This is a genomic window from Vibrio sp. Isolate23 (assembly GCF_022398095.1).
GTDB lineage: Bacteria > Pseudomonadota > Gammaproteobacteria > Enterobacterales > Vibrionaceae > Vibrio > Vibrio coralliilyticus_A.
This window is the reverse complement of record NZ_JAKEUV010000007.1, coordinates 168,336-183,497: the sequence shown is the minus strand read 5'-3', so window position 1 is coordinate 183,497 and position 15,162 is coordinate 168,336. Positions and strand designations below refer to the sequence as shown.

Annotated in this window: 13 protein-coding genes and 1 riboswitch; of the genes, 7 read left to right on the top strand and 6 right to left on the bottom strand. The window is 45.9% G+C overall.

The genetic code is table 11. The features are described 5' to 3' along the window. The first annotated feature begins 3 nt into the window (after positions 1–3). On the top strand, positions 4–984 hold the full coding sequence (locus tag L1D31_RS17000; protein ID WP_239838252.1) for an alpha-L-glutamate ligase-like protein: 981 nt from the start codon (positions 4–6) through the stop codon (positions 982–984). Between the two features lie 106 nt (positions 985–1,090). On the opposite strand, the gene mukB is transcribed toward L1D31_RS17000, so the two are convergent. From mukB to cmoM, 4 genes are read right to left on the bottom strand one after another with little or no spacing between them, the layout of a single operon-like run. Continuing rightward, on the bottom strand, positions 1,091–5,551 hold the full coding sequence (gene mukB, locus L1D31_RS16995) for a chromosome partition protein MukB (RefSeq protein ID WP_239838251.1): 4,461 nt from the start codon (positions 5,549–5,551) through the stop codon (positions 1,091–1,093). Next, positions 5,548–6,276, bottom strand: coding sequence for a chromosome partition protein MukE (gene mukE / locus L1D31_RS16990; RefSeq protein ID WP_006962903.1), 729 nt, complete (start codon positions 6,274–6,276; stop codon positions 5,548–5,550). The genes mukB and mukE overlap by 4 nt, the downstream gene beginning before the upstream one ends. Beyond that, positions 6,257–7,594, bottom strand: coding sequence for a chromosome partition protein MukF (mukF, locus tag L1D31_RS16985; protein ID WP_239838250.1), 1,338 nt, complete (start codon positions 7,592–7,594; stop codon positions 6,257–6,259). The genes mukE and mukF overlap by 20 nt, the downstream gene beginning before the upstream one ends. Positions 7,595–7,596: 2 nt before the next feature. After that, the gene (gene cmoM / locus L1D31_RS16980; protein WP_239838249.1) at positions 7,597–8,388 is read right to left on the bottom strand and encodes a tRNA uridine 5-oxyacetic acid(34) methyltransferase CmoM; all 792 of its coding nucleotides are present in this window, start codon (positions 8,386–8,388) and stop codon (positions 7,597–7,599) included. Between the two features lie 114 nt (positions 8,389–8,502). On the opposite strand from cmoM, the gene elyC reads away from it, so the two are divergent. After that, positions 8,503–9,306: an envelope biogenesis factor ElyC gene (elyC, locus tag L1D31_RS16975; protein WP_239838248.1), complete on the top strand. Its 804-nt coding sequence runs from the start codon at positions 8,503–8,505 to the stop codon at positions 9,304–9,306. A gap of 53 nt (positions 9,307–9,359) precedes the next feature. Here the strand turns inward: elyC and torR are convergent, their stop codons facing one another. Then, a complete protein-coding gene (gene torR / locus L1D31_RS16970; protein WP_239838247.1) occupies positions 9,360–10,073 on the bottom strand; it encodes a two-component system response regulator TorR in 714 nt (237 codons plus the stop codon). 237 nt (positions 10,074–10,310) lie between these two features. Between torR and torD the strand changes: the two genes are divergently transcribed. The 5 genes from torD (at position 10,311) to L1D31_RS16945 (ending at position 14,334) form a co-directional block, all read left to right on the top strand. Then, a complete protein-coding gene (torD, locus tag L1D31_RS16965) occupies positions 10,311–10,958 on the top strand; it encodes a molecular chaperone TorD (RefSeq protein ID WP_239838246.1) in 648 nt (215 codons plus the stop codon). 216 nt (positions 10,959–11,174) lie between these two features. Beyond that, positions 11,175–12,182, top strand: coding sequence for an HTH-type transcriptional repressor PurR (purR, locus tag L1D31_RS16960; RefSeq protein WP_239838245.1), 1,008 nt, complete (start codon positions 11,175–11,177; stop codon positions 12,180–12,182). A gap of 145 nt (positions 12,183–12,327) precedes the next feature. Beyond that, positions 12,328–12,414: riboswitch (cyclic di-GMP riboswitch) on the top strand. Between the two features lie 184 nt (positions 12,415–12,598). Continuing rightward, a complete protein-coding gene (locus L1D31_RS16955) occupies positions 12,599–13,192 on the top strand; it encodes a TfoX/Sxy family DNA transformation protein (protein ID WP_239838244.1) in 594 nt (197 codons plus the stop codon). A gap of 138 nt (positions 13,193–13,330) precedes the next feature. After that, positions 13,331–14,026, top strand: coding sequence for a TVP38/TMEM64 family protein (locus L1D31_RS16950; RefSeq protein WP_239838243.1), 696 nt, complete (start codon positions 13,331–13,333; stop codon positions 14,024–14,026). Then, positions 14,023–14,334: a DUF2007 domain-containing protein gene (locus L1D31_RS16945; RefSeq protein WP_239838242.1), complete on the top strand. Its 312-nt coding sequence runs from the start codon at positions 14,023–14,025 to the stop codon at positions 14,332–14,334. The genes L1D31_RS16950 and L1D31_RS16945 overlap by 4 nt, the downstream gene beginning before the upstream one ends. On the opposite strand, the gene L1D31_RS16940 is transcribed toward L1D31_RS16945, so the two are convergent. Further along, positions 14,331–15,134, bottom strand: a complete 804-nt coding sequence (locus L1D31_RS16940; protein WP_239838241.1) for an alpha/beta hydrolase — start codon at positions 15,132–15,134, stop codon at positions 14,331–14,333. The two genes, L1D31_RS16945 and L1D31_RS16940, sit on opposite strands and share 4 nt — an antisense overlap. Positions 15,135–15,162: the final 28 nt, after the last annotated feature.

Genomic DNA, 15,162 nt, shown 5'->3' with positions numbered 1-15,162 from the left:
ACGATGCTGACACGTTTAACTTCGCAGTTTACATCGCCAAATAAGCTTCGTCATAAGGGGATTATGGGCATGAACCAACGTAACCACAGTTACATTGGTCGCTACAATGATCGCTCTAAATATCCACTGGTGGATGACAAACTGAAAACAAAAATCATTGCTGAAGCGGCAGGAGCTACAGTACCTAAGTTGATTGGTGTGATTCGCAATCAAGCGGAAGTGAAAACCATCCACAACATGGTTAAAGACTGGCCTGGCTTTGTTATTAAACCCGCTCAAGGTAGCGGGGGAAAAGGCATTTTGGTAGTAACCTCACATGAAAACGGGGTTTACACTAAGCCTTCTGGTTCAACGATCAATAAAGAAGATGTTGAGCGTCATATCAGTAATGCATTAGCAGGTCTGTTCTCTCTCGGTGGTAAAAATGACGTTGCCGTCGTAGAAAACTTAATTAAGTTCGACGACTGCTTCAATGGCTTTAGCTATGAGGGCGTGCCTGATGTGAGAATTATCGTATTTAAAGGCTATCCAGTGATGGCGATGATGCGCTGTTCAACTGCCGCTTCCGATGGTAAAGCAAACCTTCACCAAGGTGCCGTGGGTGTCGGTATCGATATAGCCACCGGTAAGGCGATCCGTGCTGTTCAGTTTGACCAACCTATCACTCATCACCCTGACACTGATAAAGATCTCTCTACTCTTCAAGTCCCGCATTGGGAGCGACTCTTAGTGCTGGCCTCTAGCGCATGGGAGATGACGGGGCTTGGCTACATGGGTACTGACATGGTGTTGGATAAAGAAGAAGGCCCAATGGTCTTAGAGCTCAACGCCCGGCCTGGCTTAGCAATACAAATTGCCAATGGCGCAGGGTTGTTGCCACGTTTGCACCATATCGAAAGCATTGGCGCTCCAAGGGTGTATCCTAGTGCGGAAGAACGCGTGGCTTACGCTGCCAAACAATTTGGCTCTACCGCTCAGTTCTAATCCCGTTCAGTTATTAAAAAAAGCCTGCTTGTCATCACAAGCAGGCTTTTTTATGTACGATATGTGCTGGAGTGATAATAGAAAGGCGACTTTACCGCCGTATCTATTACAGCTCTTCAATCAGCTCCTGAGCTTCTGATTTATTCTGCTCTGCCTGTCCAAAACCTCGTAGACCAACCACATGCACATGCTCATGGTCTTTAAATACCTTACGAACAAGCTTATAAGTGGTGCCCTTTTCTGGGCTGATATTCTCTGGCGCGGCAATCAGAAGTTGCATATCGAGACGGTCACACAACTCAAATAAGGTCGAAATCGACTTGGCATCTAAGCGCGCAGCTTCATCCAAGAACAACAGACGACAAGGAACAATATCTTTGCTACGCAGTCGGCGAGATTCCTCTTCCCAGCTCTGAACGACCATAAGAAGAATAGACTGGCCGGTACCGATCGCTTCACCCGTCGACAGAGCGCCTGATTCAGCTTGTAACCAGCCGTCTGAACCACGGCAGACTTCCACACTCAACTCAAGGTAGTTACGGTAGTCCAGCAGTTCTTCACCCAGAACTTGCGGGCTACGTTGACCCATATCGATATGTGGGTTAACACGCTGGAACAACTTCGCCATCGCCTCTGAGAAGGTATAACGAGAGGTCTCAAACAAGTCTTTGTGTTGCTCTTGCTGTGAAGCTAGACCATGAAGCAAAATTTCGTGACTTTCACGTATCTTCACATTCAAGCGAACGCCTTTCACTTGACCAAAGGCAATATTCGATAATCCTTGGTTAAGCATGCGGATACGGTTTTGCTCGCGCTGGATCGTTTTCTTGATGATACTAGCCACAGATTCAGAACTGATTGCCAGACGATTTTCACGTTGCGTCAGCTCCTCGGTCAATCGAGCAAGCTCCACTTCCATCTCTTCAATCGCCTCAACGGGATCATCAGTGTGGATGATATCCTGACGAATACGTTCACGAAGATGCTGATATACTGCGATATAGAATAGCACTTTGCGTTCAGGTCGTGCATTGTCTTCAGACAGACGCAATGCATCACGCAAGTCCTCGTTATCGGCAACCGCCAGACGCAATGCACCCAACGATTTATCTGACATCGAACGCAACTCATCCGCTGACATATACGCCAGTTCACGCTTGTGCAAGCGACGCTCAACATCATTTTCACGTGCTAAGCGCAGTACGAAACACCAACCTGCTTTCGCTGCAACCACAAAGGTGCGCAGCTCAATGTATTCTTTCTGAACCTTCTTAAGACGTTTGGCCAGACCTTTCATTTCCAGCTCAGTCGACGTGATGGTACGCTCGTATTCACTCTTACGACTGCGTGACGTATGCAGACGTTCCTGCAACTCGTCTCGACGACGCATGGCGCGCTCTTGTGCGCCTTCGTCTGCAGTAACACCGAATTCTTGAAGCTCTTGCTTAAATTCTTGAACCGTTTCCTGCTTAGCCTGATGAGAACTCTTCAAGGAAGCCAATACCTGATTGTATTGGTTCATTTGCCCTTGCGCCTGTTTCAGCTCATCACGAGAGCGAGTACGCTGCCTCTCCGCTTCAACAAGTTTAGTTTTGAGTTGCTCACTCAATTCACTGCTCTTATTAAGCAGATCAACGGAGTCTGAATAGGCGAAGTAGTGGCGACGCTCCACCAAGTCAGACAATGCAAAGATCTGCTTCTTCAGTTCCTGTAACTGAACATCCGCGGCCTTATATTCGGCTTCCAGCGCATCGAATTGCTCAGGGTCGGCTTCAAGTGCTGAGGCAATTTTTTCCAGTTCAGCGACTGTTTTCGCGTGGCTGCTCAAAAATGCTTTTGCTTCAGACAGTTGAGCGATTTTTTCTTCAAGCTCTTCGAAACGCAGTGTCAGTGAATCATCTTCAATCAACACCATCATTGGTGCTAATTTATCCAGCGAGGACAACGCCTGCTTACTCGCTAACAATTGAGAGCGTTGCTGCTGCTCTTTGGCGTCTAAGTCTGCTAGCACACGAGACACCTGAGTGCGTTTGTCACGCACAGTCATCAAAGCCTGCTCAGGATCGGCCTCAAAAGCAACCTGGATGTGCTTGGCAACGAAGTTGTTGAATGCCTGATATAGACGCTGAAGTTTTTGCGAATCGAACGCTGCTTTCGCATGCTGCTCAACCACTTCTTCGCGCTCATTACGTAGCAACTCTAAACGTTGTTCACGCGCGGCACGACCAAACAAAGGAATTTCTGGGAAACGTGAGTAACGCATCTGGCGATCGTTCATGCGAACACAAACTGCACCTTCCAGTTCTTCTGCATCAAATGAGCTGTCATCAAAGGCATCGATATCGCCTTCAATGATGTAAAGGTCTTCAGGGCAATCGTCCAGCTCAACCAGCTTTTCTTCAATACCCGTTAGGTCAGACACCACAATCGCATGACGAGATGGACCATACATCGCACTGAAATAAGGCGCATCGCCAATGGTGATATCGTCATAGATCTCTGAAAGCAGCACACCACCTAATGTGTCAGCTAAGCCTTTCAGACGAGGATCATTGGAGCCACCCGGTGACGCTAACCGCTCAATTTCATTTTCTAGATGCGTACGACGCTCTGCGAGCTTTTCTTTGGCCAATGACTGTTGCTTTTCTTGCTCAAGTACGATTTGCATTTGAGACATGACAGCCTGACTGTCATACAAGTCAGCCCCGCTCTGCTCCTTGAGCGCTTCCAGAGCATCATGAGCAGCAATCCAAGTCGGTGCGATGGCTTCTAATTTCTTTATTTCCGCTGCTGCCTCTTGTTCGAAACGGCGCTGTTCACTGCGCTGCTCGCGAACCTCTTCTTGAGCCATCTCAAGAGATTCAACCTGCATCGCATGACGTTCACGCTCCTGCTCAAAGGTCAGCTCATCAACCAATTCCACATTATGTTGTTTCTGATAAGCACTGACTAATTCACGCGCCTGACGCTGTTGATTGAGGTTTCGCTCAAGATCGCGATGCTGCGCACGCCATTGTTGTTCATTTTGTGCAATTTGCTCAGCATCTCGCGCTTGACGAATCGACTGCTTTGCAACTTCAGAGGCGTTTTTACGCTCCACTGAGTCACCAGCAATCTTACGAACCAAGGTAAGCGCCGTCTCAAACTGCTCAACGGCGGCTGAAGACATATCCAGTTTGTGTTTCACCGACAGCAACGCTGCCGTGCTCTCTGATTCCTGATTTTTCAGCTCAGAGACCATCGAGTGCGCGCGCTCAGCAGTAAGGTCCTCATCCCCCAGCAAGGTTTTCGCTTTCTCAAGCGCTTGCACTGCTTGCTGGTATTGAAGCGCGCGGGTTTGCTGAACGTCCAGCGCTTGCTGATAATCGGCTAACTGAGTCTTAAGGCTGTCGACCTCTTCTTCCGCAACCGTTGCTTGCTCTTCCATCATCAGAACGCGCTCTTGCGCTTCTTCAACGACCATCATCTGTTCTTCAAGTCGTTCACTCAGCTCTTCAAGATCTTCTTGATAGCGTTCGATCTTTTCCTGCTGACGCAGTGCATTCTGGACAAGCTGTAAGTGGTCGGAGGCCGCTTGATAGTCTTGCTCTAGAGCCGATTCAGACTCCACCAGCAATTCAAGCTCTTCTTGAACGCGATTAAGTAAATTGTTTTGCTCAACCAGTGTTTCACGTGAACCAAACAATTCAGAGCGCAGAGACAGAGTCTGCTCAAGCTTATTACGACGATCATTTGCATGGCGCATGTAGTCAGCTGCCACGTAATTTGTCGATTCGGTGATCAGGTGTTTAAACAGGTCTCGATCTGCTTGAGTCGTTTTAATCGCTTCAAGCGTCATGCGGTTTTCACGCAGCGCCGATTCCATGTCCTGGAAGGCTTTCTTAACACCACCATTCTGAGGCAGTAGGTAGTCGCGTAATGAGCGGGTGATCGCACTCGAAATACCACCGTACAGCGACGCCTCAATCAAGCGATAGAACTTAGAACGGTCACTAGAGTTACGCAACTTCTTAGGAATCACGCCAAATTCAAACATTTGCGCGTGGTAATCGACAATCGAATTGAAAGTCTTAAGCTGAACACCTTCGTATTGCGCGACTGACTCTTTGATTTCGTTGATCTGACGAACACGCGCCTGAGTCGCAGAAACACTTTCAATCAGAATATCCGTCGGCTTCACACTGCTTGGAAGCCCTTGAATCACGAACGGTTTGATATCCACTTTCTTATCGCGACCCGCGACTTGCTGCAGCTTCACTGCAAACAGTAAGCGTTGATTACGTGAGTTCACGACATCCAGTGCCGCATAACACGCACCTGGCTGCAATTTACCGTAGAGGCCTTTGTCACGTGAAGACTGGCTACTGCCCGCCTCGGTCGTATTTCGGAAATGCAGCAGCGTCTGGTCAGGTATCAAGGCTGTAATGAATGCCGCCATTGTGGTTGATTTACCTGCACCATTACCCCCGGATAACGTGGTAACTAAGCCATCAATGTCAAAGGTTCGTGCAAAGAAGCCGTTCCAGTTGACCATGGTCAGCGATTGATATTTACCTCTTTCAATCATGCTTCACCTTCTTCTAATTTTTCTGATTGAGATGACTCATCACCTTGTTCTGATTCTGCCAGTAAGCTGCCTTGGCTTGGCTCTTTGGTATGCACTACAGCTTCACCATCACGGATCAAGCGTAACTGCGCTTCACGCATGTCGTCGCCCACACGGACATCAGCACCAAAACGGAATACCGACTCACTGATACTGAATTTACCCGTTTCACCAATATTAATGATCATGCCTAGGCGGCGTAAACGACGCAAAGAAGTGCGGACTTTTTCAAACAGTTTTTCTTTATCTAAATCTGAGCCAGTCGCGCGGTTGGTGACCAGCTTCATCAGCTTTTTCTCATCAGATAAAGCCAACAGCTCTTCATACAGTTCCTGATTGGTAAAGATTCCCTCATGTGCTAAGCGCTCTGGGCTTAGGTAGAGGAAACACAACACCTTGCCCACCAGCATGTCGAGCTCAGACAGCACACTGCGGTTAATCAGGGACGTTGAACGCGGGCGAAGGTAAAAGAAGCCTTCCGGTGCTTTCACCAATTCAGTGTTGTAACGCTGGTAAAATGAAGACAGCTCAACTTCAAAGTCAGACAGCAGAGCGTGATTGTCAAGATCTTCGGTAGAAATATGACGTCCGGCACGAAGCATGCTGTCTAGCGCCGGGAAAAGTGGATTTGAAATCGCTTTTGCCAGATTTTCTGACATGTAATCATTAGTATCGGTCGATGACATTTGCTTGTACCTTTGCTCCGTATTCGTTAATTGCCTGCCAGTCTGGCTGAATCGCTTGATAATCCGATTCGGAGTAACCCAGACGTACTGCTTGATCAATGACGATACGAGCTAAATCGAAATGATGAGTGCGCGGATGCTGTGCTAGATAGTCGCGTAATACGGCTCCAAGATGGATTGCTGTACCCTGCTCTTTATGTACTTTGAGCATGTCACCTATGCGCTCAGAAAGCTCATCATTCACTTGTTGGAATTCTTCATACTCCACTTCCAGAGGCACTTGTCCGGTCACTTCGTCATCTCGAAGAACCAGTGCTTCATCGCGGAGATCGACTAACCTTTCTGCATCGGCATAAGTGAGATACCAAGGTGTGTCGAAGTAATCTTTGACTGACTGACGTAAACGCGTGCTGAAGGCACGGTTCTTATCCATGTCAATTGCAGTGCGGATAAATTTATGCACGTGTCTGTCGTAGCCGATCCATAGGTCAATCGCCTGTTGGCCCCAGCTGGTAATGCGGTCAAGCTTCATTTGCAGGCCAAACAGGGCTTCCTCAATAAACTCTAAGTCTTCTTGCCCGTAGACAATTTCCTGAATATCGAGAATTTGAGTTTGTAGCTCGTCACTAGCGGCTTGTAACGTATCTTGCAGTTCTCGTAACGTACTAGACGTTTCAGATAACAACTCTTCACAGTTATTGATCGCTTCACGCCAATCTTTGTTAAGCAGCTCAGCAATTTGTATTTTGACGGATTGTTGCTGCTCATCCATAACACGTTGGTTGAGATCAATTTGATCGAATATCTCACCCACAGAATATTTGAGCACACCATAAACGTTCTTTTTCCAGTGCCCCGGCGTCCCGCCTTGCTGAGCAGATTCAATCGCTTTCGCCATTTCATCCGCCACCATCGACAATTGGATAGAGAGGCGTAACTTAGAAAACTCACGATGGCGAACATAATAGTCCGTAATTCCAATCGCGAGCGGCGACAAGCGATAAATACTTGCGCCATCGTTCACTTCACTGGTAAAGCGGCTAATCAGCCTCTGCTTTACCATCTCATTAATTGCGTTGTTAGCCCGGAAAGCAGACGCTTCTCCGGTATCCTCAAATAATCGAGTGACGATAGTAAATGCGTCGTGCAATTCACCTTCACCCAATTCTTCATCAAACCTCTCATTGCTAAGCACTGCAATAGCGATGAGAAATGCGAGACGTTCAGTCGGCAGGTTTAATGAGAAATCGTGCTGCTTTACCCAGCCAACCAATTCATCGATGGGTTGCTCAGCAGCGTTGAGAGTCATCTCACTCATTATTATTCCTGTTCTTCTTTCTTTTTGGCCCATACATGTATGTATCGGCCTAGCGAGAGGTAGGGCTCTTGTCGACACAGCTGTCGCTCAAGTTCCACCACATCTTCTGTTTTATAGTCGCCCATGTATTCTCTGTTTCCGATATAGTCACTGAAACAGCGAATACCAGCTTTGCCACAGATTTCAAAGCCAGCGTCTTCAATCCACTGATAAACCTCTTCTGGTTTAAGCCCTTTCTGCGGCTGTAATTTAAATCGTTTTCGATGCGGCATGCCCTCTAATACATGAGGAATATTTCCGCACACGACATTCTTGTAGACCAGACCATGATGGTTGTAGAACATGATGGAAGCTGCGCCCCCCGGTTTCACCTGCTTAAGCACCGTTTCTAAAGCGGGCTTAGGGTCTGCCAACCACTCCATCACAGCATGGAATATCACCACATCAACGGGCTGTTCCAGATGCTCTGCAATGTTCTGGACTGGCGAATGAATCAAGCGATACTGCTCAAGCAAGCCATTTTTTTCAATATCCTGCTTGGCTAGTTGCAGCATTTCCAAAGATAGATCACATAAAGCGACTCGATGTCCGAGTTTAGCCAGCTTTTGCGACATTTGTGCTAATCCGCCACCAGCATCCAGCACATCAAGACTTTTCCTGCTACCATTAACCGCACATAGTAGTTGTTCAAGTTCTTCCCAAACAATAACTTGGCGTATCTCTCCTTTGTCGGAGCCGTAGATGTTTTTTACAAATTTGTGGGCAATATCGTCGAAATTGCGGTCTTCAGTCACGGCGGCTTAGGTTATCATGTCGTATCGTGCTGCTATTCTGTCATAAGAAAGGCAGATATAAAGAGGGATTCTCTTAAATTAAAATCAATTGGTGTTTTTTCGGACTATTTAAGTATGTTTGAGCTGAAAAAAGTGGTGTCATCCCTTTTAATGCCTTTGCCAGCAATGCTGATCATCGGTTTTTTAGGCCTGATGCTGATTATGTTTACAAGGAAGCAAAAAACAGGCTGTTTTGTTGTTCTATTCTCTTTCATTGGTATTTTTCTCATTGCATTCCAGCCAGTTTCTTCTCGTCTCCTGATGCCACTTGAGCGTCAGTATTCTGCTTTTTTTCCGGTCGATGAGACGATCGATTATGTTATGGTGTTAGGTAGTGGTCACGTGGTGGACGACCGAATCCCTCCCACGTCTGAGTTAAGTCGCACCGGCCTGATGCGCCTGACGGAAGGAATACGCATCATGCGTATCTACCCAGGGTCTAAGCTGATTCTGTCAGGTTACGCAGGCGGTTCTGAAGTCAGTAATGCTCGTATGATGGCCAAAGTTGCGCTCGCATTAGGCGTTTCAAAGTCGGATATTATTCTGCTAGAAACAGCGAAGGATACTTGGGAAGAAGCAAGGCAAGCTGCTGCGTTTGTTAAGCGCAAAAAATTGGTCGTGGTCACTTCCGCCAGCCACATGAAACGTGCACTGAATGAATTCCATTCTGCCGGCCTTAAGCCTTACCCTGCGCCAACCAACTATTTGGCTCATGATAATGTCACTCAGGCGTGGGCTAAGTACACACCGAAAGCTGTCTACCTTGAGCAAACTGAGCGCTATTGGCATGAAACGCTGGGCCGCATCTGGCAATCGTTACGTGACTGGGCATCCGATTACGAAGAGAAAGCGGTACACGCTTCCGACAGTAACGTTTAATCAAATGAAAAATACCGAGGCATGCCTCGGTATTTTTTGCTTATCTGTTTAGGTCAATCACCCGCAAACATGTACCCTTCTCCATGGACGGTAACAAAGATTTGTGGGTTCTTGGGGTCAAATTCCATCTTAGCGCGCATACGTCTTATTAAAACATCAATGGTGCGATCATTCGGCGCATCAACTCGATGGCTAATCATATTCAAGATACGTTCTCGGCTCAGGACTTGATTTGGGTATGACGACAAAGCAACTAGCAATTCATATTCTGCTTTAGTCAGCTTCACTGGCTCACCATTTTTACTCAATGCTCGACGCTGCACATCAAAGGTCCACTCCGCAAAACGTACAATATTGCCATCATCTTTTTTCCGCTCACTCAGCTCACCAGCACTTCGTACTGCCGATATACGCCAAAGGAGGTTTTTAACCCGAACAAGCAGCTCTCGAAGCTCAAACGGTTTAGTGACGTAATCATCGGCCCCCATCTCAAGACCAACAATTTTATCAATGCTATCCGTACGTCCTGTAACGAGGATAATACCAATATCAGACTGACTGCGAAGCTCACGAGTGAGCATTAGCCCATCTTCACCTGGTAGGTTAATGTCAAGCATCACCAAATCAACCGCATGATTTTGCAGTGTATCGCGCATTTGCTCTCCACTTTCCGCTTCACTCACTTGGTAACCTTCATTCTGAAAGTAACCAACCAGTTTACTGCGAGTGGCGGCATCATCCTCTACAACTAATACGTGATAGCTCATTTACACCACTTAATTACATTTTGAAATTGTCTCTCATTCATTCTATTCATAATCAGTCACATTTCTAGCTTTTGACCGCTTTCAAACCAGAAAGGCGATGTTTTATTGATTCAAAACAAACCTCGCTTAGGCCATTAATAACTTTCCATTTTTGCACTCAATCTGAAACAACCGCCATTACCGCTATTCATTTTTATTCGTTAAACTGATAAATAGAATTTCCAGGAGTCTTAACCAATGCAAGAAATCAAAGCATTCAACGAAAAACGTGCTGAAATCTACTGGTGGTTATCCAGCCTGTTTGCCAAGGAGTTAACAGAGGAAAACCTCCAGCAGTATCACTCAGCAGAAATCCGTTCCTTTCTGACTGGGCTGGGAGAAAACCCTCATCTGGAGTCGGCCATACACAAATTAGTCGATGCACTCAATCGTCTTATCGATCGCGAAGATGCCCAGCTCGAACTGGCCGCTGACTTCTGCGATTTGTTTCTAAAGTCAGACAAAGACTCGGCGCTACCCTACGCTTCCGTGTACATAGGCAAATCTGGGCTTCTCAATGATCAGCCTGCAACAGACATGGAACAGCTAATGACTAAACACGGCATTGAAGTTGATAAAGCGCTGAATGAACCGGCGGATCACCTCGCGATTGAGCTCGACTTTTTAGGAAACTTGATTATCCGCTCCAACGAGTTAGAACAAGAACGCCACATGGAAGATGCTTTTATCGAGCAGGAACAGTTTATTCATAAACATCTTTTAAGTTGGCTTCCACAATTCACTAGAAAGTGCCAAGCTTTGGATGAATTTGGGTTTTACGCGGCAACAGCTTCATTACTGATTGCGTTTCTTGAACTTGATTGCACCTATCTTAAAGGTGAATAACCTTATTGTTAATCTGTGATTTAAAACTTATCACACCTTCGTTTTTTATTTGCTCTTCTTCTGTTTGCGGTCTAAAATCGTGACCGCAAACGATAAAAATGAACGAACTAGAGACAAACCGCTGAATAAAGCGGTTTTTGTGTTTCTGATACTTTCTGCCGAATTATTCTACACTCTGAATATACTTCCTGGCAGTCATCGACAGGACAAAACCTTATGGCCACTATTAAAGATGTGGCACGCCTAGCTGGCGTGTCAACTACAACAGTTTCTCACGTGATCAATAAGACGCGCTTTGTTGCTGAAGCAACACAAGAAAAAGTCATGGAAGCCGTTGCCGAATTGAATTATGCACCAAGCGCGGTCGCACGAAGCTTAAAATGTAACAGCACTCGAACTATCGGTATGCTTGTTACCCAATCGACCAACCTATTCTTTTCTGAAGTCATCGACGGCGTAGAAAGCTACTGTTACCGTCAGGGCTACACATTGATCCTGTGTAATACTGGTGGCATTTACGAGAAACAGCGTGACTATATCCGTATGCTAGCAGAAAAGCGCGTGGACGGTATCCTCGTTATGTGTTCTGACCTCACAGAAGAATTAAGTGAGATGCTAGACCGCCATAAGGATATTCCAAAAGTGGTCATGGATTGGGGACCTGAAAGCTCTCAAGCCGATAAAATCATCGACAATTCAGAAGAAGGTGGCTACCTAGCGACTAAATATCTGATAGACAATGGCCACAAATATATCGCTTGTCTCAGTGGTCACTTCGAAAAAGCTGCATGTCAAGAGCGCATCCAAGGTTTCCGACGAGCGATGGGTGAAGCCAACCTCTCTGTCAACGAAAACTGGATTCTTGAAGGTAACTTCGAGTGTGATACCGCTGTACTGGCTGCCGATAAAATTGTCGCTATGGACAACAAACCAACTGCCGTATTTTGTTTCAACGATACCATGGCATTAGGTTTAATGAGTCGACTTCAGCAAAAAGGTATTCGTGTTCCTGAAGATATTTCGGTGATTGGATACGACAATATTGAACTTGCCGAGTACTTCTCACCACCACTAACCACAGTTCACCAGCCTAAACGTCGCGTTGGTAAAAATGCGTTTGAAATTTTACTTGAGCGTATCAAAGACAAAGAACACGAGAAGCGTGTATTCGAAATGCACCCTGAGATCGTTGTGCGCGATACCGTATACAACTTAAACAAATAGCATTAGCTGTCATCCGACTGATAGCTCAATCTATTGGTCGGACATATCATTTTAAAGCAATTTACTTGAACCAAGATCACATTTGATCAATCAAGATGTGATACTTACCTCAAATTTTATTTATCCTTAAAATGTTCGACTAATGCCACGAACAGGGCAAACCACTTCGAAAGAGTGGGACGCAAAGCTTCCGGCCTGACTCAGGAGACTGAAAGGTAGCGGGGTTGCCGATGGGCAAAGATGCAAACGATCCGTATCGTTTAAAACAACACTCTATAATCTTTCTAGAACTCAGGGATTAGCGAGTGAATTTTATTTCGGTATGACACCTTACTGACACTTTATCTGCATTATTTTGCTAATCTCTCGGACCTGAATTTGGTGGCGTATAATAATATACACCGAGATAACACAGCATGGATAAACCAATACTTAAAGACTCGATGCGGCTTTTTGATCAGCTTGGTCGTATAAAGTCACGTTCGATGTTCGGTGGATTCGGAATCTTCGCAGACGACACAATGTTCGCATTGGTAGTTAACGATAAACTCCATATCCGCGCCGACGACAAGCTGGCTAATCAATTCAAATCTGAAGGCTTAGAACCCTACGTTTATAAAAAACGAGGCTTTCCCGTCGTTACCAAATATTTTGCTTTAACGGATGATGTAGCTTCTTGCCCTACTCGTGCCCTTGCGTTGGCACAAAGTGCGTTGGCCATTGCCAAAAAAGAAAAAACATCTCAAGCGAAGACTCGACCAAATCGCCTCAAGGACTTACCTAACCTCCGCCTTGCAACCGAGCGAATGCTCAAGAAAGCAGGAATCGAGAGCGTGGAAAATCTAGAGGAAGCGGGCTCTGTAGAAGCGTTTAAAGCTATTCAGGCGACCCACTCAGCGGATGTGTCACTCGAACTGCTCTGGGCTCTAGAAGGGGCTATCAATGGCAAACATTGGTCAGTCATTCCTCCTGAGCGCCGTCAGGAGTTAGTCAATAAACTCAATAGTTAAGTCGCTAATTGTTTAAAAGCCAACCGAATAGGTTGGCTTTTTCATAGCTGATGAAATTTAATCTTTGCTAAACAGTTCTTATTTGTTAACAATTTTATTGAGCGCGTTTGCCTCAAGCTCAAAACAGAGGAAGTCGTTATGAATAAGAAGCTTGTGTTAGGTATCCTACTGGTTAGCCTGATTGCTTTTCTCGGAATCAATTTCGGACAATACCTAACATTAGAAAACGCCAAAGCTCAGCAAGCGGCGCTATCCGAATACATCAATAATAACTTTACATTGGCCGCCGTTACATACTTTCTGGCTTATATCGCTATTACCGCATTTTCAATTCCAGGAGCTGCCGTGGTTACCTTACTTGGCGCTGCGCTATTCGGCTTTTGGACCAGCTTACTGCTCGTTTCTTTTGCCAGCACCATAGGTGCGACCTTGGCATTTTTAAGCAGCCGTTTCTTACTCAGAGACTGGGTACAAAGTAAGTTTGGTGACAAATTGAAGGCCATTAACCAAGGTGTTGAGCGAGATGGCGCATTTTACTTATTTTCATTGCGTCTTATCCCAGTATTTCCATTTTTCCTCATCAATCTGCTGATGGGGTTAACACCGATCTCAACAGCCAGGTTCTATTTAATCAGTCAATTGGGTATGTTACCGGGTACTGCCGTTTACCTGAATGCGGGGACACAACTGGCGCAAATTGATAGCTTATCCGGCATTGTTTCTCCATCTGTATTAGCATCTTTCGCCCTACTAGGGCTTTTCCCTGTTGTGACTAAATGGGTGATGGGTAAGATTAAAGGTGTACCTCAAGCTCAAGATGGGAGTTCTTCTTGAAGATATTCACTGCAAATACCCCACCAGAAGCTCATATTATCTGTGAGCTTCTTAAATCGAACCATATCGATTGTGAAGTAAGGGGAGAAGGCATTTTTGGCTTGCAAGGAGAAATCCCCTTCGGTGAAAGCTCACAACCTTATGTTTGGCTAATAGATACTCAAATGGCAGAACAAGCCTGCACAATGGTCGAACAGCATCTTAAACAGTCCGACTTCGGTAACGAGTGGCATTGTGAAAAGTGTGGTGAATCAAATGAAGCTCAGTTTGGGGTATGCTGGCAATGTGGGGCAACAAGCCCAGTCTAAGTATGCGCGCTCTGACTTTTGATAAACGCAATCGAGTACTGATTAAATTCCTCAGGGCGTTCAACATTACAAACATGCCCACAATCCGGAATCTCCAGCAGTGTACTTCTGCGATGCGCAGCCACCATCTCCTTTACAGGACGGATGAACATGTAATCCCTCTCTCCCATTAAGTACAAAGTTGGGATCGGTAATTCACGCTCCTTAAAGTAACGCATCAAGGGGTTCACCTCTGCCGTGAGGATGAACCAACGTTTGAACTCTTTCTGGCATAGCTTCTTTGCCTCACGAACAAACAGGTGGCGAGACTCTTTCTGAGTTCGTTGTGGCATAACAATATAAGCAAACAAGCGATATAACCACATATAGGGCACAATATGCTTGCACATGTTGCCTAACCTAACCAAAACCTGAGATCGAGTGTTGAGGCGTGTTACAGCGCCTCCTAAAACCATCGATTTAACTCTTTCTGTAGACATTTCGGCTAGATTTCTCACAATAATAGTGCCTAGCGACATGCCCACAAAGTGAGCGGAAGAAATTTTCAGATGATCCAGAACTTTAAGAATATCTGCTGTCACCGCCTTAAATGTATAGCGATTGGATATGAGTTCTTTTAGAAATGGGCTTGATTTGCCGTGTCCTCTCAGATCCACCAGCAGTAGATTGAAATGCTGGCGATAAGCTTTGATCTGTTTGAACCAAATGGATGAACTCCCCCCTGCACCATGCACAAACACCACCCACTCTTGGCTAGTTGGATGCAAATATGTCTTATGGAAAAGAAGACGGTCACTCATAAATTCTTCAGTTCATTAGGTCAAAGGG

Coding starts and splice junctions, on each gene's coding strand:
- L1D31_RS17000 (WP_239838252.1), top strand. CDS start 4: ATGCTGACACGTTTAACTTCGCAGTTTACATCGCCAAATAAGCTTCGT.
- mukB (WP_239838251.1), bottom strand. CDS start 5,551: ATGATTGAAAGAGGTAAATATCAATCGCTGACCATGGTCAACTGGAAC.
- mukE (WP_006962903.1), bottom strand. CDS start 6,276: ATGTCATCGACCGATACTAATGATTACATGTCAGAAAATCTGGCAAAA.
- mukF (WP_239838250.1), bottom strand. CDS start 7,594: ATGAGTGAGATGACTCTCAACGCTGCTGAGCAACCCATCGATGAATTG.
- elyC (WP_239838248.1), top strand. CDS start 8,503: ATGTTTGAGCTGAAAAAAGTGGTGTCATCCCTTTTAATGCCTTTGCCA.
- torR (WP_239838247.1), bottom strand. CDS start 10,073: ATGAGCTATCACGTATTAGTTGTAGAGGATGATGCCGCCACTCGCAGT.
- torD (WP_239838246.1), top strand. CDS start 10,311: ATGCAAGAAATCAAAGCATTCAACGAAAAACGTGCTGAAATCTACTGG.
- purR (WP_239838245.1), top strand. CDS start 11,175: ATGGCCACTATTAAAGATGTGGCACGCCTAGCTGGCGTGTCAACTACA.
- L1D31_RS16955 (WP_239838244.1), top strand. CDS start 12,599: ATGGATAAACCAATACTTAAAGACTCGATGCGGCTTTTTGATCAGCTT.
- L1D31_RS16950 (WP_239838243.1), top strand. CDS start 13,331: ATGAATAAGAAGCTTGTGTTAGGTATCCTACTGGTTAGCCTGATTGCT.
- L1D31_RS16940 (WP_239838241.1), bottom strand. CDS start 15,134: ATGAGTGACCGTCTTCTTTTCCATAAGACATATTTGCATCCAACTAGC.